The 16,298-nt window shown below is 57.6% G+C and carries 17 protein-coding genes, 1 other RNA gene and 1 riboswitch; of the genes, 10 read left to right on the forward strand and 8 right to left on the reverse strand.

All coding sequences use genetic code 11. The features are described from left to right. Together ACR0DK_RS04725 and ACR0DK_RS04730 are read right to left on the reverse strand one after the other, a co-directional pair. Positions 1-1,911 carry an extracellular solute-binding protein gene (locus ACR0DK_RS04725; RefSeq protein ID WP_170732480.1) on the reverse strand — a complete coding sequence of 637 codons (1,911 nt, stop codon included), beginning with the start codon at positions 1,909-1,911 and terminating at the stop codon, positions 1-3. Positions 1,912-2,085: 174 nt separating this feature from the next. Continuing rightward, positions 2,086-2,595 (reverse strand): c-type cytochrome, encoded by a 510-nt coding sequence (locus ACR0DK_RS04730; protein WP_170398660.1) that lies wholly within the window; start codon positions 2,593-2,595, stop codon positions 2,086-2,088. Positions 2,596-2,716: 121 nt separating this feature from the next. Here ACR0DK_RS04730 and ACR0DK_RS04735 point away from each other — a divergent pair, with 121 nt between their 5' ends. Further along, positions 2,717-3,550, forward strand: a complete 834-nt coding sequence (locus tag ACR0DK_RS04735; RefSeq protein WP_170398663.1) for a prephenate dehydratase — start codon at positions 2,717-2,719, stop codon at positions 3,548-3,550. Between the two features lie 116 nt (positions 3,551-3,666). Here ACR0DK_RS04735 and ACR0DK_RS04740 read toward each other — a convergent pair whose 3' ends face one another. The 3 genes from ACR0DK_RS04740 to nudC are packed head-to-tail and all read right to left on the reverse strand — an operon-like array spanning position 3,667 to position 5,669. Beyond that, a complete protein-coding gene (locus ACR0DK_RS04740; RefSeq protein ID WP_170425763.1) occupies positions 3,667-4,164 on the reverse strand; it encodes a GNAT family N-acetyltransferase in 498 nt (165 codons plus the stop codon). A 14-nt stretch (positions 4,165-4,178) separates the two neighbouring features. Continuing rightward, positions 4,179-4,646, reverse strand: a complete 468-nt coding sequence (locus ACR0DK_RS04745; protein WP_170406543.1) for an SRPBCC family protein — start codon at positions 4,644-4,646, stop codon at positions 4,179-4,181. 39 nt (positions 4,647-4,685) lie between these two features. Next, entirely contained in the window at positions 4,686-5,669 is a 984-nt protein-coding gene (gene nudC / locus ACR0DK_RS04750; protein ID WP_170425765.1) for an NAD(+) diphosphatase, read from the reverse strand. A 196-nt stretch (positions 5,670-5,865) separates the two neighbouring features. Between nudC and ACR0DK_RS04755 the strand changes: the two genes are divergently transcribed. The 3 genes from ACR0DK_RS04755 (at position 5,866) to rsgA (ending at position 9,053) form a co-directional block, all read left to right on the forward strand. Then, positions 5,866-7,728: a bifunctional 2',3'-cyclic-nucleotide 2'-phosphodiesterase/3'-nucleotidase gene (locus ACR0DK_RS04755; protein ID WP_480734957.1), complete on the forward strand. Its 1,863-nt coding sequence runs from the start codon at positions 5,866-5,868 to the stop codon at positions 7,726-7,728. A gap of 38 nt (positions 7,729-7,766) precedes the next feature. Then, an RNA gene (ffs, locus tag ACR0DK_RS04760) (signal recognition particle sRNA small type) lies at positions 7,767-7,865 on the forward strand. A 159-nt stretch (positions 7,866-8,024) separates the two neighbouring features. Further along, positions 8,025-9,053 (forward strand): ribosome small subunit-dependent GTPase A, encoded by a 1,029-nt coding sequence (gene rsgA, locus ACR0DK_RS04765; protein WP_480734959.1) that lies wholly within the window; start codon positions 8,025-8,027, stop codon positions 9,051-9,053. A 36-nt stretch (positions 9,054-9,089) separates the two neighbouring features. Here the strand turns inward: rsgA and ACR0DK_RS04770 are convergent, their stop codons facing one another. Further along, on the reverse strand, positions 9,090-9,947 hold the full coding sequence (locus ACR0DK_RS04770) for an alpha/beta hydrolase family protein (RefSeq protein ID WP_480734961.1): 858 nt from the start codon (positions 9,945-9,947) through the stop codon (positions 9,090-9,092). A 121-nt stretch (positions 9,948-10,068) separates the two neighbouring features. Then, a riboswitch (cobalamin riboswitch) is annotated at positions 10,069-10,289 on the forward strand. A gap of 91 nt (positions 10,290-10,380) precedes the next feature. Here ACR0DK_RS04770 and ACR0DK_RS04775 point away from each other — a divergent pair. Continuing rightward, on the forward strand, positions 10,381-10,788 hold the full coding sequence (locus tag ACR0DK_RS04775) for a hypothetical protein (protein ID WP_170398684.1): 408 nt from the start codon (positions 10,381-10,383) through the stop codon (positions 10,786-10,788). A 4-nt stretch (positions 10,789-10,792) separates the two neighbouring features. On the opposite strand, the gene ACR0DK_RS04780 is transcribed toward ACR0DK_RS04775, so the two are convergent. After that, the gene (locus ACR0DK_RS04780; RefSeq protein WP_170398687.1) at positions 10,793-11,293 is read right to left on the reverse strand and encodes a phosphatase domain-containing protein; all 501 of its coding nucleotides are present in this window, start codon (positions 11,291-11,293) and stop codon (positions 10,793-10,795) included. A 172-nt stretch (positions 11,294-11,465) separates the two neighbouring features. On the opposite strand from ACR0DK_RS04780, the gene ACR0DK_RS04785 reads away from it, so the two are divergent. The 5 genes from ACR0DK_RS04785 (at position 11,466) to ACR0DK_RS04805 (ending at position 15,567) form a co-directional block, all read left to right on the forward strand. Next, entirely contained in the window at positions 11,466-13,226 is a 1,761-nt protein-coding gene (locus ACR0DK_RS04785; RefSeq protein ID WP_170406564.1) for a DNA polymerase III subunit gamma/tau, read from the forward strand. Positions 13,227-13,461: 235 nt separating this feature from the next. Then, complete coding sequence (locus ACR0DK_RS04790; RefSeq protein WP_170398693.1) at positions 13,462-13,806, forward strand: YbaB/EbfC family nucleoid-associated protein; 345 nt, start codon at positions 13,462-13,464, stop codon at positions 13,804-13,806. A 64-nt stretch (positions 13,807-13,870) separates the two neighbouring features. Beyond that, positions 13,871-14,464, forward strand: coding sequence for a recombination mediator RecR (gene recR / locus ACR0DK_RS04795; protein ID WP_480734964.1), 594 nt, complete (start codon positions 13,871-13,873; stop codon positions 14,462-14,464). A gap of 77 nt (positions 14,465-14,541) precedes the next feature. Continuing rightward, positions 14,542-14,901, forward strand: coding sequence for a hypothetical protein (locus tag ACR0DK_RS04800; protein ID WP_223117114.1), 360 nt, complete (start codon positions 14,542-14,544; stop codon positions 14,899-14,901). A gap of 177 nt (positions 14,902-15,078) precedes the next feature. Then, on the forward strand, positions 15,079-15,567 hold the full coding sequence (locus ACR0DK_RS04805) for a hypothetical protein (protein ID WP_223117115.1): 489 nt from the start codon (positions 15,079-15,081) through the stop codon (positions 15,565-15,567). Here ACR0DK_RS04805 and ACR0DK_RS04810 read toward each other — a convergent pair. Beyond that, positions 15,564-16,193: a ribonuclease T2 family protein gene (locus tag ACR0DK_RS04810; protein WP_170508836.1), complete on the reverse strand. Its 630-nt coding sequence runs from the start codon at positions 16,191-16,193 to the stop codon at positions 15,564-15,566. The two genes, ACR0DK_RS04805 and ACR0DK_RS04810, sit on opposite strands and share 4 nt — an antisense overlap. Positions 16,194-16,298: the final 105 nt, after the last annotated feature.

Here is a 16,298-nt window from a genome sequence, read left to right on the forward strand (position 1 = left end):
TTATCGCAGCGCGCCTTTGGCTTTCAGGTCAGCCTCTTTCTCGGGGTTGATCCACCACAGATCGAGATACCCAAGCGAGAATGGAGGCAGGTTTTCAGGGTATTCGTACATGTCGTAATAAGCCGTCCAGTAATCCGCCACATACCCATCGGGAATGACGAAGAACTCATAACGCAAGACACGATCCAACGCCATCAGCGCAGCATCCTGTTCCGCCTGATTTGTCGTGTCGAATGACGCTTCGATCACAGCGTCAACAAGCGGGCTGGCAAGACCGGCAGGGTTGAACAAGCTGAACGCGGCTTCCTCCGATCCGTACATCTGACTGAGACCCCCGCCGGTCGACAGGAACGAGCCGTAGCGGTTCGAATATACCATATCATAATCACGCTCACGCCGCCGCAGGGTGAATTGAGAAGGATCTACCTTCTCTGCCGAAGCATCCACACCGATCGACTGCAGGTTCTGCACATAGGTCTCGATCATGGTGGCGGTCGAGGTTGGAATGCTCGACGCATACGGAATATTGACCTTCAGCGTCTGCCCATCGGCATTGCGGCGCAGATTGCCGTCGCCGACGGGCCAACCAGCCTCGTCCAGCAGTTTCGAGGCTTGCCGCAAATTGCGACGGTCGTTCAACCGAGCTGGATTGGATTCGTGGACGACAAGCGCAGGCTCGCTGAACACCTCGGCCGGAACCACGTCACCCAGCGTTTCCAGAAACGCCAGTTCGGCACCCTCCGGCACGCCTGTCGCTTCAAGATGTGTCCCCTGCACAAATGAACTGCGCGGTGCGTTCAGACCGAACATCAGCGATTCATTTGCCCATTCGAAATTGAACGCCAGCGCCAGCGCTTTACGCACATTCTTGTCGGCAAATTGAGGCTTGCCCAGATTGAAAACGAAACCCGACGGCGTCGGTGGGCTACCATCCACGATCTCGTCCTGCACGACAAACCCTTCGCTGAGTTTCGGGAAATCGTAACTAGAGGCCCAGAGCTTGGGGTCACTTTCGATACGCATCGTGTATTCGCCCGCCTTGAACCCTTCGAAGGCGGCGGTTTGATCCGCGAAATACTCGATCCGGATAGTGTCGTAATTGTTGCGGCCTATGTTGATCGGCAGATCCTTGCCCCAATAATCGTCGCGACGCTTGTAGACTATACGACGGTTGATGTCATAGCTGTCCAGTTTGTAAGGACCTGAACCAACGGCGACCTCCAGCCGCGGTTCGTCCAGACGACGGCTTTCATCGGCCTCGAACCAGGCTTTTGAAAATACCGGGGTCGACCCGACGGTTTCGATCAACCCGCGCCGGGTGACATCCGGACTAAAAGTAAATTTTACAGTGTGGTCATCCAGAGCTTCAGCCCCTGTAACCATGCGCCCGACGGCTTGCGCATAAGACGGCAAACCCTGCTCAATGAACAAACGATGACTATAGACGACGTCTTCGGCAGTCACCGGGGTGCCATCCCAGAACATAGCTTCGGGGCGCAGATTGAAGATCACATAATTGCGCCCTTCGTCATATTCCATACTTTCCGCAACAACCCCATAATACTGCCCGACACTGTCCGCGGTACTTTCGATCAGCGGGTCATATTGAAGCGTAGTCAAAGCGCCTGCCCGCCCCTTGCGCGAATAAGGGTTCAGGGAATCAAACGTACCTGAGCCCGATAAAGACAGCTCTCCGCCCTTTGGTGCGTCTGGGTTGACGTAGTTCAAGTACGGATAGTCGGCCGGATAATCCAGATTTCCGAAATAGGAATACCCGTGGCTACGCGTGACGCCCTCTTCATTGGCACGGGCAGGATCGCTGCTGCCCAGAACCAGTGTCGCCGAAATCCCAAAAGCCGCAGCCCAAGCGTGAATTCCGGTAAAGCGCATCTGGGGCAGAAGGGGTTTCATCAGGCTCGTCCTCTGAATTTCTGTCATCTTCATTGTCGTGCCCGCCAGCTAAAGGTCCAGCACTGTCAGTTGCAAGTTTAGAATGCGTGAACGCTTTGTGAAGTTCTTCTCAGACAAAAAATAAAGCCGCTGCGCAAGGCAGCGGCTTTAAATCCTGCAAATCTGATCAACAGATCAGTTGCCGATGGTCTGCAGATACGCAATCAGATCGGCGCGTTCTTGTGGTTTTTTCAGGCCAGCAAAGCTCATCGAAGTGCCCGAGATATAGGCGCTTGGGCGTTCCAGGAACGCGTCCAGGGCTTCGGGTGTCCAGTTGCCACCATGCGCCTGCATCGAGGCCGAATAACCGGTGAAGCCTTTTGCTGAGGCAACCGGGCGATCTACGACACCGTAAAGGTAAGGACCTGTACCATTGGCGCCGTCTTCCAGTTTGTGGCAAGCGGTGCACTTGCGGAATACGCGCGCGCCTTTTTCCGGATCGGCTGCAGCCAACATATCTTCAAAGACTACTTCTTCGCCGTCCGCGCTTTCGCCCGAGCTTTCGGTTTCGATAATGTAAGCAGCTTCGGCAAGATGGCTGTCAGAGCTATAGAGGACATCCGCCCCCCATTTTGCCAGAAGCAACACCAGGAAGGTGCCAAACAAGCCGGCTGCGGCTTTGGTAACTGTCATCGTGTCGAACATTTTGATCGCGTGTCCATTTCAGCTGTCTGCGGGGTGTCTAAGGCTTCCCCTGAGAAGACGCAAGGTATAGACACCGCGACTAAACGCCCAATTCAAGAACTTGTTGCACGGAAACGACCAAATGACCAATCGCATAGCATTTCAGGGAGAACCCGGCGCATACAGTCACGAAGCCTGCCGGAACGCGCGACCGGATATGGACGCCCTGCCCTGCCGCACTTTCGAAGATGTGATCGAATCAGTGCGCTCAGGTGAGGCTGATCTGGCCATGCTACCGGTGGAAAATACCACCTATGGTCGTGTGGCCGATATTCACCGCCTGCTTCCGCATAGCGGGCTGCACATCATCGACGAAGCATTTGTGCGCGTGCACATCAACCTGTTGGGCGTACCGGGCGCGACTCTGGAGGATATCACTGAGGCGCATTCCCACCTCGTCTTGCTACCACAATGCGCAGGTTTCCTGAAGCAACACGGAATTCGTGGCAGGGTCAGCCCGGATAATGCTCGTGCCGCACGCGAGGTCGCCGAGATCGGCGACAAACACTCCGCAGCGTTAGCCAGTGAGCTGGCAGGTGAGATTTACGGCCTCAACGTTTTGGCCCGTCACATTGAAGATCAGGGCGACAACACGACCCGTTTTCTGGTGATGTCTCGTGAGGCCGACGAATCGCGCCGTGGTGATCACGGCATGATCACAAGTTTTGTCTTTCAGGTGCGTAACATCCCGGCGGCGCTGTACAAAGCGATGGGCGGATTTGCAACCAACGGAATCAACATGACCAAGCTGGAAAGCTATATGGTCGACGGGTCCTTCACCGCGACCCAGTTCTATGCCGATATCGTGGGTCATCCAGGCGATCGAAATGTGCAACTGGCGATGGATGAGCTTGAGCATTTTACCACCAACGTAGAGGTCCTCGGCGTTTATCCGGCTGCGCAACCTCGTGGTTAGTGCAGGCAATCGGCTCGCCCCTTCAAAGGAACGGCCTGGATAGGCGGGGCAGCTACGCTTGCACCCTAGAACAGTAATTAGAGTCCTTCGGTGCGACATACTGAAAGTGCGGCGGACTACGGGTTGGTCACTCCGGTCCCCATGCGAAAGACCTTGCATATCGCGCCATCCATCTGCCGGTACTCTCTGAATCCCATCGCCTCATAATAGCCAAGGCCGTCGGAATTATTGGCCCCGATCGTAGCATCGATAGCGGGCAATCCCTGCTGCCGAGCGGCTTGAAGAGAACGTTTGAACAGCGCCCGACCGATACCACATCGCGCAGCGGACGGTTTGATATGCGTCCCAATGATGCCCCACCCGACCGCAACGCCATACGGGTTGTTTCGGTTGGCAAGCTTCAACGACTGGAAACCCAGTATCTGTCCGTCCGGCGCAACGGCAAGGCTACACTGAATCCGCTCAGGGTCGCAGATGTAATGCGTCAGTGCAAAGGCGCTGTCGGCGGGCTTGGTCCGCTTTCCAGCCGCTACAAGCGCTGTTAGCACACCGGACAAGCCATCCGCATCGGCTTCGACAGCGTCGCGTATGATCGGTCTCGTTAAAGTGCTCATCTACTTCTCGGTTGTCAGACACCATGGAGGTGTCGTTCCTCCATATCGCGCGCGAATTCGCTGAGACGGGTCTGGAACTGCCGCCTGAATCGGGATTGCCCTAACTTCAGGGATTGAAGCAATAGGCGGGCGGGCAGCGTTTTCGCACCCAGCGATGTTTCAACGCGCAGCCGTGTCCGACGTTGGGAAAGCGCCAAAAGCTCGATCACCGTGTCGCCGTTCATTCCCTTGCTGCTGGACTGGAACCGCATCAAGGACGGGCGGTCGCATTCAGTCATCTCGATAATGATATGACGTGGCTTGCCACGTATCTTGAATTCGGTCTCCCAGGTTATTCCGGCCTGCGGCACAACCGACCCCGTGACCCGACGCACATCGACCCCGCGCCGCAAGGCTTTGCGTTCGAAGCGTTCAAAATCCGAGACCATGTTGAAGACCGTCTCGATTGGGACATCGATATCTTCCTGCGCTGAAAACTGCATGATTGCTTTTCTCTGCCCTAGATTGGGTTCAGTTTCTCGTCAGTCCAACGTGTCTGCAAGCCAGTGTTGCAACAAAAAGTGCGCAATCGCACCTTTTCGGGCAGGCAACAGCTTAGGGTGATCCCCAGCGAAGGCCTGCATCATCTCGGTCCGTGTGACCCAGATCGCATCCTCGATCTCGACCGGATCGATCTGGATATCGCGCGATAACGCCTCGCCTGCGCATCCAAACATCAGGGATGCGGGAAAGGGCCAGGGTTGGCTTGCGAGATAGCTCACCGCACCCACGGGCACGCCCGCCTCTTCCATCACTTCGCGCCGCACAGCGGCTTCCAGCGTTTCACCGGGCTCAACAAAACCAGCCAAAAGCGAATACATGCCTTCAGGCCAGCCCGGAGAGCGCCCCATCAGCACCGAATTGCCATGGGTAATCAACATGATGACCACAGGATCGGTGCGCGGGAAATGCTGGCCGCCGCAGGCCGGGCAACTGCGCTGCCATCCACCCTGAGACATCTCGCTGCGGGCACCACATCGGGCACAGAATTGATGCGTTTCGTGCCAGCCGATCACCGCCTTGGCGGTTGCCGCAATCTCTGCGTCTCGTGGGTTGAGGCGTGTCATGATGCGGCGCAGCTCGGCAAAGACACACCCCTCGGGCAGATCAGGGTGCTGCTGTTCGCTGCGATCGACAAAATCTCCGACACCGGATAAATCCAGCCCTTCAGCCGCCCAGCCCGAGATGTCCATGGCAAAAAGCGGCGATCCATCCTCGGATTTTCCAAGGAAAATCGGTTGCTCGATCACACCGCCCGGGCCTTGTTCGAGAATCTTGTGCGTCATCGGAAGCCGGACGAGCCGGTCCAGTGCCTCACCCTCAACCAACAGTTTGCCACGCCACAGCAACACACATGTTGCCAAAGGGTCACGATAAACCTGTGCCAGTTTGTCCGCGTCGCCGCGCAGCAAACCCGCCCGATCCAGTGCCGAGCCGCCAAATGTCACCTGTTCTGCGCGTTTCATGCCTGCCGTTCCTGACTGCCGCGCAAAGGGCTGCCACGTCTTACCTGATCGTGCAACGGGTATCGACCAAACATTTTTTGACCCTGCCGCGGAATGACCGCAGCATCGCCCCGGAAATTGCATTAAATCGACCTCATGGTGGAAACGTTGGCACACTGACAGCTAGAAGTTGAAGATATTGAAATCAAAGCATTTAATGCGACGACGAAGAGATGCGGGTGATAGCGCACGGATTCGAATCCTTGCTACATCCGATCTACACATGCACCTGACGTCATATGATTACTATTCGGATCGCCCCGAACCCGCGATTGGTTTGACCCGTACCGCCAGCCTGATTCACGAGGCGCGCAGACAGGCTGAACGCGATGACGCCCTTGTGCTGTTGTTTGACAATGGTGATAGCCTGCAGGGAACGCCATTTGGCAACTGGGCAGCTGAAAACGTGCCAGACGCCCATCCCCTGCCACGCGCGTTCAACACGTTGAACTATGACGCGATCGGATTGGGTAATCACGATTTCGGATTTGGGCTGGAACTCGTCAATCGCATCGCTCGCCAAACCGCCTGCCCAATGATTTGCAGCAATATGCAAACCACTCAGACCGAACAAGGTTGGGATGCACACACCCTTCTGCATCGGGTTGTCAGACTAAATGGACAGGACACCGCAATCCGCATCGGGGTTCTTTCTGTTTTGCCCTCTCAAACCGCACAGTGGGAAGCACATCTGCTAACGGACCGGGTCGTGGTAACAGACATTCTGGCCGCTGCGCGGCGCGCTGCTGAAGATCTCAGCGTGCAAGGTTGCGACCTGATTGTCGCCCTTGCGCATACCGGACTGGGATCGGCAATGGCCGAGCCGGATATGGAAAACGCGATCATCCCGCTGGCCGAGATGCCGCTGATTGATGCCGTCGTCGCAGGCCACACCCATCTGACACTGCCCGGAAAGGCGCATGATGGTTATCCATTCGTCGACAGTACGCGGGGGCTTGTCCATGGAACGCCGGTTGTCATGCAGGGTTGGGCCGGGTCTCATCTTGGGATCATTGATCTGACACTGCAAAAAGATACCACCGGCGATTGGCGCATTACAGGCAGCCATGTCGAAGCACGGGCAATCGCTCAATCGGGTACAGAAATACCCGAATGCCAAAGGATCACAGAGCTGTTTGCGACCGGCCACGCTGCGACGCGCAAAAGGGTGACCAGGCCAGTGGGCACAATCTCACACACGCTGCACAGCTACTTCTCATATTGCGTACCGGATCGCGGTCTGGCCTTGGTTGCGGCGGCTCAGGCCGCTGCCCTACGCCCGCATTTGGTCGATACCGACTGGGCAGATTTGCCTATCATATCGTCAGCCGCCCCGGCAAAGTTCGGCGGGCGCGCAGGAAGCAAGTACTACACGGATATCCCCTCAGGCGAGATTTCAGTTCGACATATCGCCGATCTCAGTGTCTTTCCTAATGAATTGCGCGCGGTGCTGGCCTCAGGTTCTCAGATTCGGGACTGGCTTGAGATGTCAGCCGGGCTGTTCCATCAACTTGGCTCAGACGCCCCGATCGATCTTGCCGATCCTCAGCGCACGGGCTTCAATTTCGATGTCCTGCATGGCGTCACCTACCAGATCGATCTTTCGCAACCGGCGCGGTTCGATACGCTCGGTCGAGTGATTGATCCGGCATTTTCCCGCATTCGCAACCTGGAATTCGATGGGCAGCCGATTGCGCCTGACCAGAGTTTCCTTGTCGCCACCAATAACTACCGCGCCAATGGCGGTGGTCATTTTCCAATTGCGCGACAAGCCCGTATGATTGACCTGCCTCAGATCAGCATACAGGATATTCTATGCAAATACGTCGCGGGCACATTGCCCGCCGACCCACTCGCGCATGCACCGCGCCCCTTTTCTTTTGTACCAAACCAAAGGCAGGGCGCGATCCTGACAACGGGGCCGCGCGCGCTACACCATGTTGCAGAGCTTGCTGAGTATCATCCACGCATTCTGCCCGACGTTGCGGATGGTTTCATGCGTATTCATCTGACCTTCTGACGGGTTGCCATTTTCAGGGGATGCACCTATATCGGCTTTGAGAGGTTGGCGCGGGCGAGCGCCTCGCCAACCTGGTCAGGTCCGGAAGGAAGCAGCCACAACGAGCCCCGCTTGGGTCGATGTCCAACCTCTCACTTAGAACCTATCAGCCGCAGGAGGGCGTTTATGATTGTAGCAAAAACCCTTCGGGCAGACCGGTTCTGATCCTTTCCGATCAACTGATTGCCTGAACACGTCGTCGGCGGATGCGCGATTGCCATTCGACGGGATTGCTGTTTCTGATCACAGGCAGACCAATGTTACTTTCCTTTCCGGACCTCGGATGGTCCTCTCATTTCGCGGCTCAGCATACGGCTGATCCGTCACTTCTTCCGTATCGCATCTCGGCCGTACACCGGGATCGACTGATCGGGCTGAGCCCTGAAGGTGAATCGCCTTTGTTATCTCTGGATCAATCAACCGGTGCATATGCCGTCGGAGATTGGGTTCTGGTGGATGAAAACAAACGCATACGCCGCGTGCTGGACCGGCGCAGCCTGCTGCAGCGCCGGGCCGCAGGTACAGGGGCAGCGGCGCAGCTGATTGCTGCAAATGTTGATGTGCTGTTCATCGTCAGTTCCTGCAACGCCGATTTCAATATGCCACGATTGGAGCGGTATCTTGCGCTGGCACATCAGGCAGGCTGCTATCCGGTGGTCGTTCTGACCAAATCGGACATGTGCGATGATCCGAGCCTTTATGTAGATCAAGCCCAATCGCTCGCCCCGTTTCTGACGGTACTTGCGGTCAACGCGCTGGATCACGGCGATCTCGAACAAGTTCTGTCGTGGTGTCCGAAAGGACAAACCAGCGCCTTGATTGGATCATCCGGCGTTGGGAAAACGACGCTCGCCAACGGGATGACGGGGCAGGATCAGGCCACCGCAGGTATTCGCGAAGACGATGCGCGCGGCAGGCACACAACAACCTCACGCGCCTTGCATCGCATGCGCAATGGCGGCTGGCTGATCGATACGCCCGGCATGCGCGCGTTACGTCTGCTAGATGCGCAAGAGGGGTTGGATGAGGTGTTCTCGGACATCTCAGACCTCAGCCTGAATTGCCGCTTCTCGGATTGTCAGCACGAGACCGAGCCCGGATGTGCGGTGCAGGCGGCAATCGACTCTGGTACGCTTGATCCCGCGCGGCTGGACCGCTGGCGCAAGCTGCGGCGCGAAGACCAACACAATTCCGCTTCGGTGGCGCAGGCCCGCGCCCGCGACAAGGCGTTCGGCAAGATGGTGCGCAGCGTGATGCACGAGAAAAAATCCCGTAAAGGGCTATAACGAAGCTGGGCACCGGCCTACCGGTGCCCAGCGCTATCAGGCGATTAGCCTAGGCCAGACTGCCGCATTCCGTCTTGCGAATGCACCGATATGGCCGATCTTGGATACTCCGAATTCGCTTGGTGCAAGCAGATGGCGCCCGGCTTTGGGTCCATAGAGATCGGCAAGACGCCAGACAGCATCCGGCGGCACCATTTCATCATCTGCGAAGGTAAACAGATCGACACGTTTGCCCAAGTCTTCCCAGCGGGCGGCGGGCAGTGTCGTGCCGATCTCTGGCACATAGCTTTTGGGGGCGGTGCACCATTTGCGCCATTGCCAATAGACTTGGGCAGGCAGGTCCGATCCAAACCCGACCAACCGTCCGGGCAGGTAGCCAAGCGCCTTGACCACCAGCGGCGCGTGACCATACCAGAACAACGCCGCCAAAGCGCGATAAGGCCAAGGGTGATCCGCCAGCGTTACCAGACCCGAACAGACACAGATCATCCTGTCAATCTGATCGATATCGGGTTGGATCGGACCAAACATTCCGCCCAAGGAATGACCGATGCTCCATAGCTTGGCCTGCGGAAACCGTCGGCGCATCTCGGCCCGGGCGGCTGGAATGTCGATCAACGCCCAATCGGCCATGGTGACATTTGACCGCTTTTGCGAACCCACCAAAGAGTGACCAAAATCCCGGTAGTCATAGGTCAGGCAGGCCATGCCCTGTTCCTCGGCAAGCCATCGGGCGAAGTGCTGATAGTAATCCCTCGGCACCCCAGTCGCACCGTTTATGACGACCACCTTTTCGGGGTCGGCAACCGGACGGTAAAGCCGCGCCGACAACATTGCCGGGTCGGACGGGATCTGAAAATCCTCGGTCACAACCGCCTGCTGCGTGTCCAACATGGTGCCCTCCAATACCGACTGAACTGATCAGTTCACCCGAAGCGCCTCAAGTCAAGGTTGACGTGACTGGACCATACGTCACTTGCCTGACGCAATCTTCTTGACTCGGGCACGGCGCAGCCGCTAGCCATGTCGCGATGGTTCTCGCGCCCAATCGGGCCGGGATGAAAAGGGAACACGGTGCGGTTCTGCCCGGATAAATCCGGAAAGAACCTAGTCCGAGACTGCCCCCGCAACTGTAAGCGGAGAGCAATGCCGAGATACCACTGGCCTCGAAGGCTGGGAAGGTCGGCAAAGCGATGACCCGCAAGTCAGGAGACCTGCCATCGGATGTAGAACCGAAACTCGGGCGGGGTGTCCGGGACGGGTTTGATCGTGCTCCGCACGGACCAACCTGTACCACGCCCTCGCCCTGCGCGCGGAGGGCGCATTGATGATCTGGAAGACTAAAACGCACGAATTCGCGGCGACCGTGTGCCAACGTACTGGGGCAACCTGCCCCGCACTGGCGCAAATGGCGCGGGCTCTGACGCAGGCCATGTCCGCCACAAAACCGGTCACGAAATCTGAGTTTGAGATTGAAGGCACCATAGATCTGTCGCACTGCCCGGAAGGATGCACCGCCCGCTTTCGCGCCCAATGCGACCAGATACGTGTATTCTGCGGAACCGATCCTGAAATCGATACCGGCCGGCTGGATGACTACGCAGACATGATGTTCGGAACCGAGTACCGCAGCCTACCCGCACACCTGCTAAGGAATCCTCCTTGCGCCATGCTTGAGGCTTCGCTTCTGGTGCAGCACAACGGTGGCGAAATCTCGCCACATGTTGGTGTCTAAGCCGTCAAACGGCTTGAACACGGGCCGGTTCAACGGCCCAAAGCATCTGGGCATTTGTCTCGACTGCGCAAGGACGCACCGTACGCAATCGCTTCAATGCCGCCTCAGGCCGTTCACCGCATTCAACCATCAGACGCAGAACCACCATCCCGGATCGGCCACAGCCACCACGGCAATGCACTAGCACACGGCCACCACCTGACAACGCCTGACGTGCGGTCGCGCCAACGCGGGGCCAGCGGTCCAAAATCTCTTTGGGTGGCGTGCCAAAATCTTCGATCGGCAAATGCACCCATCTGCTGGCACGCCCCTGAATATCAGCGCCAAAATTCCGCGCACCATCCTGAATCATCTCGACCTCAGTGGTCATCGAGATCACAAGTCCCGGCTTCCAGTCTGCGATAAGATCAAGGTCTTCTGTATACGTTCCTCCACGCCCAGGCATCGAGGACAAGGCCAAGGTGCCTCCGCCAACCTGCAACGCATAAACCACCAGTTGCGACATAATCTCCCCCCAAACAAACTTCACCCAACAACATACTGGTCCAGTAAATAGAATAGAGTGGATTTTAGCCGCATACCCACGCATTCCAAAATGAAAATCGTCCCGGCCGGCTGTGGACGCGGGCGGCGGGGGCCTCTACGCTGCGGCGTAACGCGAATCCGACAGAGCAGACATGACCGAGACGCCCAGCCCCGCCTACCAGGTTCTTGCCCGCAAATACCGCCCCGAAACCTTTGCCGATCTAGTCGGTCAGGACGCCATGGTGCGCACTCTGAAAAACGCCTTCGAGGCGGACCGGATCGCGCAGGCCTTCATCATGACCGGCATCCGCGGTACCGGCAAGACGACGACCGCTCGGATCATAGCCAAGGGTATGAACTGCATCGGTCCCGATGGCAGCGGCGGCCCTACCACCGAACCCTGCGGTCAATGTGAACACTGCGTAGCCATCATGGAGGGCCGCCATGTCGATGTGATGGAGATGGACGCCGCCAGCCGCACCGGTGTCAATGACATCCGCGAGATCATCGACAGCGTCCGCTATCGCGCTGCGTCCGCGCGCTACAAGATCTATATCATCGACGAGGTTCACATGCTGTCGACCAGCGCTTTCAACGCGCTGCTCAAGACGCTGGAAGAACCCCCCGAACACGTGAAGTTCATCTTTGCCACCACCGAGATTCGCAAGGTCCCGGTGACCGTCTTGTCCCGTTGCCAGCGCTTTGATCTGCGCCGGATCGAGCCGGAGGATATGATCGGACTGCTTCGCAAAATTGCAGGTGCCGAAGGGGCACAGATTGCCGAGGATGCGTTATCGTTGATCACCCGGGCCGCCGAGGGATCGGCGCGCGATGCGACCTCACTGCTGGATCAGGCGATCTCGCACGGGGCCGGTGAAACCAGCGCGGATCAGGTGCGCGCGATGCTGGGGCTGGCCGATCGGGGCCGGGTGCTGGATCTGATGGATATGATCCTGCGCGGCGATGCTGCAGGCGCGTTGACCGAGCTGAGCGGGCAATATGCCGAAGGGGCTGATCCACTCGCCGTCTTACGCGATCTGGCTGAAATCACGCATTGGGTTTCGGTGGTCAAGATCACCCCGGATGCCGCCGAAGATCCCACCGTTTCCCCCGACGAACGCGCCCGAGGTCAACAAATGGCCGAGGCTCTGCCCATGCGAGTCCTTACACGCATGTGGCAAATGCTGCTGAAAGCGCTCGAGGAAGTTTCCGCCGCACCCAACGCAATGATGGCTGCGGAAATGGCCGTGATCCGCCTGACCCATGTGGCCGACTTGCCTAGCCCGGAGGAGCTGATCAAGCGTCTGCAAGATACGCCTCCGCCGCCCAATGGTGGCCCCGGCAAGGGAATCGGTGCGCCGGGACATGCTCCTGCCGCGCCACAGGCTGTGGCCCGATCGGCCTATGCCGCATCGGGAATCGGCGGCAACGCAGGCGGGCCAACAGCCGCGCTAGCCCAAGATGTGCAGGCAGCTCTGGCACGCTATCCAACATTTGAACATGTGGTCGAACTGATCCGAGCCAACCGGGACGTGAAGTTGTTGGTCGAGGTTGAAAACGGCGTGCGTCTGGTGTCCTACCAACCAGGCAGGATCGAGTTCGCCCCAACCGACAACGCCCCGACCGACCTGTCACAACGATTGGGCGCGTCGCTGCAGCGTTGGACAGGCAACCGGTGGGCCGTTTCTATTGTCGCTGAGGGCAACGCACCGACCATTGCCGAGGTACGGGACGCTGCAGACTTGGCCCTGAAAGCCGAGGCTGAACAGCATCCTCTGGTGCAAGCAGTGCTGACTCATTTCCCGAAAGCGCGGATCAAGAGCATCGAAACCGCAGAACAACGCGCCGCTCAAGTCGAAACCGAAGCCCTGCCCGAGGTCGAAGACGAATGGGACCCGTTTGAAGAGGACTGACTTTCGAGCATAAGCGCACCTCAACCAAATGCTCCCGCACCCGCCACGGGCCATCGGCTGGCGCCGATACCCCTGAGCGGCTTTGGGCCCGGCAGCGCGCCTTGCGCGCTGCCGGGCCCAACGGGAGGAAAGGTCTTGCCAAAGACCTTGACGACGGGCGGGAGTATCCTGACCTCTTGTGCCGCACGGTTACGCTTCGTATCTAGGCCACAAATCGAGTGACAGGAGATTACCGATGCTAAAAGGTTTAGGCGGCCTGGGTGACATGGCCAAGATGATGAAATCCGCGCAGGATCTGCAGACCAAGATGACTGACATGCAGGAAGAGCTGAACACCATCATGGTTGTCGGCGAATCCGGTGCCGGGCTGGTCAAGGCCACCGCGACCGCCAAGGGCGAGTTGAAAGGTCTGGATATCGACCCGTCGATCTTTAACGGTGACGATAAGGAAGTGGTCGAAGACCTCATCCTCGCCGCGATCAAGGACGCCCAAACCAAGGCGCAGGAACGTTCACAGGCAGAAATGGCCAAGCTGACCGAAAGCATGGGCCTGCCCGCAGACATCAAGCTGCCGTTCTGATACACCCTCCTGACGGATCTATGGCCGGGGCGTGTTTCTCTGGCCCAATTGCGAGGGTCTCACGGTGAGTTCGAACAGTGACATCGACAATCTGATCGACCTGATGGCCAAGCTGCCCGGTCTCGGCCCCCGCTCGGCCCGCCGCGCAGTCCTGCACCTGATCCGTAAACGCGCCCTGCTGCTAACGCCGCTTTCTGACGCCATGCAGCAGGTAGCCGTAACTGCCCGTGAATGCCTGAACTGCGGCAATGTGGGCACCACTGATATCTGCGACATCTGTAACAACGAGGCTCGCGCAACCGGAGAGCTGTGCGTGGTCGAGGACGTCGCCGACCTTTGGGCGATGGAGCGTGCCGGGGTCTTCAAGGGTCGCTATCACGTTCTGGGCGGCACTTTGTCGGCTTTGGACGGGGTCGGCCCGGATGAATTGCGTATCCCCCGGTTGAAGGACCGGGTTGTGGCCGAGAGTATCAGCGAGATCATCCTCGCCCTGAACGCCACCGTCGATGGCCAGACCACTGCCCACTACATCGCTGATCAGTTGGAGGGGCAGGTTCGTCTGACATCCCTGGCGCAAGGTGTACCGATTGGGGGAGAGTTGGACTATCTAGACGACGGGACGATTACTGCGGCGTTGCGGGCGCGGAAGGAGATCTAGATTTGTAGTCGCCTGCTCCTTGCGTGCCTTGTAGAAACCAAGCACTTTCTTAGGATTTCTTGGAGGTTAAGCATTTGATGCGAAAGTTTATTATAGTTTTTTGTGCATCTGCGCTGATTGTCGTGATTGGTATTCACTTGTTGCTGTCCCCGCCGTTTCCGCTACCTCCAAAAATCGGGCGAAATCTGCCCGACAGTTTTGCCGAAGCTGACAAAGAGTTTGCTCGAAGGATAATCGCTGAATACCCATTGCCGCTGAAAGAGCAAGAGCTGGTCCGATTTCTAGAGCAAGATGGATTTTCTATTTCAAAAGGAAAAAGCTATGCGTATTTTGAAAAACAGTCTTTTCCCTGCATGCTTCGTTGGCTCGTTTTTTGGGAAGCCCAGAATGACACCATAGTCGAGTTGAAGCCTAATTTCGACGGGTCCTGCCTATAAGTTTCTTAGTAGCTTTATTACTTCACGACGAACGCTCCACAAGCTAGGTGATCTTAGAATTCAGATTGGCTGAATACGACCTAGTATCTGGGGCGCAATAAAAGAATGCTCTTGGCTGGGCTGTCGAAACTTGTAACTTGGGCACAGTTTCACAACGTAACTCTGTGGATTTCAAATATGCCCCGCCTTCTCGCCCTAACCCTAGCCGCCTTCACCGCCACTGCTGCCTTGTCGCAGGCACTCATCGACAAAGGCTTCGTCGAAGGCTGGAACATCATGATGGACCCCAACCTCGGCAATGGGTGCCTGATCCAGACGGTGTATCAGGATCTTTCGGTGGTGCGGCTAGGCTATGACGCACTGGACGATCGCGGATACTTCACTGTCTACAACAAGGCTTGGGGCGACATTAAACCGGGGGAACAATATCCGATCCGGTTTGATCTGGACGGCAAGAGCTTTGATGCCACCGCCATCGGGTTCAAGCAGGATCGCGTGCCCGGCGCGACGGTGTTCTTTACGGACCGGAGTTTCGTCACCTCGATTGCGCAGAACAAGACCATGACCGTCTACAATCCAGAAGGTCAGACCGTCATGGCGATTGATCTGAAAGGCACCGCCAAAGCGCTGGATTATGCGCGCGACTGCCAGAACAAAAAGCTCTAACGAATCGGATCAAACACCGCGTCTTTAGCGGTGCAATCACGGATCACGTCGCGGCCACAGGGCACCGGGTCAAGATTGCGGGACAGGCATAGGCGGACTTCTTCGATATAGCCTTGCTTACAGGTGATGGTGATCATGTCAGGCTCAAGCGTGGGATTGGCCTTGAGAAAGGCCTCTTCCACCACCGAAGCGGGCAGTTTGACCGTAGCGTCCAGCTTGCGGAACACTTCGGGGCGCGCAACTCCTGCATAAGCCTGCCGCGACAGGGCGAAATAGTCGGGTGCACTGAGGCCCGAACAGGTGCCGTGCTTTTTCCATTGATGCCAGGCCAACCCGGATGAGCCCTGAATATCCTCCATTTCCCGCGTCATGCGGCGTGTGGGTGGCGCTTCGGACGTGCGACAATACGAAGGCCAGCCCTGATGGAATTGCGGCCAGAGCCCATGCAATATCCACCCATGATCGTGTCGCGTGTCGCACTGATCCGAGCCGCGCGCATCGCCTTCGCGGGCGCACCAATTGGGCGACCAGCTGAGCGACAGGACGTAGTAGTCAAAATCGCCCGCCTTTTCGCCCTCGGCCATCGCAGCCATGGCACTCAGCACCCACAAAATCGCCCAGCGCATTCGCCTCTTCCCTTCTTTAGCTGTCGCGACTATATAGGCCCCAAGTTCCCCGACAACGGAAACCTGCCCCATAGCTTCGGGGCCGCCGAATTCCGGCGACGGGAC

It is taken from the genome of Ruegeria sp. CE6, from assembly GCF_056537485.1.

Excerpts from the sequence above, each read along its gene's own strand:
- ACR0DK_RS04725 (WP_170732480.1), bottom strand. The coding sequence starts at position 1,911 with ATGAAACCCCTTCTGCCCCAGATGCGCTTTACCGGAATTCACGCTTGG.
- ACR0DK_RS04730 (WP_170398660.1), bottom strand. The coding sequence starts at position 2,595 with ATGTTCGACACGATGACAGTTACCAAAGCCGCAGCCGGCTTGTTTGGC.
- ACR0DK_RS04735 (WP_170398663.1), top strand. The coding sequence starts at position 2,717 with ATGACCAATCGCATAGCATTTCAGGGAGAACCCGGCGCATACAGTCAC.
- ACR0DK_RS04740 (WP_170425763.1), bottom strand. The coding sequence starts at position 4,164 with ATGAGCACTTTAACGAGACCGATCATACGCGACGCTGTCGAAGCCGAT.
- ACR0DK_RS04745 (WP_170406543.1), bottom strand. The coding sequence starts at position 4,646 with ATGCAGTTTTCAGCGCAGGAAGATATCGATGTCCCAATCGAGACGGTC.
- nudC (WP_170425765.1), bottom strand. The coding sequence starts at position 5,669 with ATGAAACGCGCAGAACAGGTGACATTTGGCGGCTCGGCACTGGATCGG.
- ACR0DK_RS04755 (WP_480734957.1), top strand. The coding sequence starts at position 5,866 with ATGCGACGACGAAGAGATGCGGGTGATAGCGCACGGATTCGAATCCTT.
- rsgA (WP_480734959.1), top strand. The coding sequence starts at position 8,025 with ATGTTACTTTCCTTTCCGGACCTCGGATGGTCCTCTCATTTCGCGGCT.
- ACR0DK_RS04770 (WP_480734961.1), bottom strand. The coding sequence starts at position 9,947 with ATGTTGGACACGCAGCAGGCGGTTGTGACCGAGGATTTTCAGATCCCG.
- ACR0DK_RS04775 (WP_170398684.1), top strand. The coding sequence starts at position 10,381 with ATGATCTGGAAGACTAAAACGCACGAATTCGCGGCGACCGTGTGCCAA.
- ACR0DK_RS04780 (WP_170398687.1), bottom strand. The coding sequence starts at position 11,293 with ATGTCGCAACTGGTGGTTTATGCGTTGCAGGTTGGCGGAGGCACCTTG.
- ACR0DK_RS04785 (WP_170406564.1), top strand. The coding sequence starts at position 11,466 with ATGACCGAGACGCCCAGCCCCGCCTACCAGGTTCTTGCCCGCAAATAC.
- ACR0DK_RS04790 (WP_170398693.1), top strand. The coding sequence starts at position 13,462 with ATGCTAAAAGGTTTAGGCGGCCTGGGTGACATGGCCAAGATGATGAAA.
- ACR0DK_RS04800 (WP_223117114.1), top strand. The coding sequence starts at position 14,542 with ATGCGAAAGTTTATTATAGTTTTTTGTGCATCTGCGCTGATTGTCGTG.
- ACR0DK_RS04805 (WP_223117115.1), top strand. The coding sequence starts at position 15,079 with ATGCCCCGCCTTCTCGCCCTAACCCTAGCCGCCTTCACCGCCACTGCT.
- ACR0DK_RS04810 (WP_170508836.1), bottom strand. The coding sequence starts at position 16,193 with ATGCGCTGGGCGATTTTGTGGGTGCTGAGTGCCATGGCTGCGATGGCC.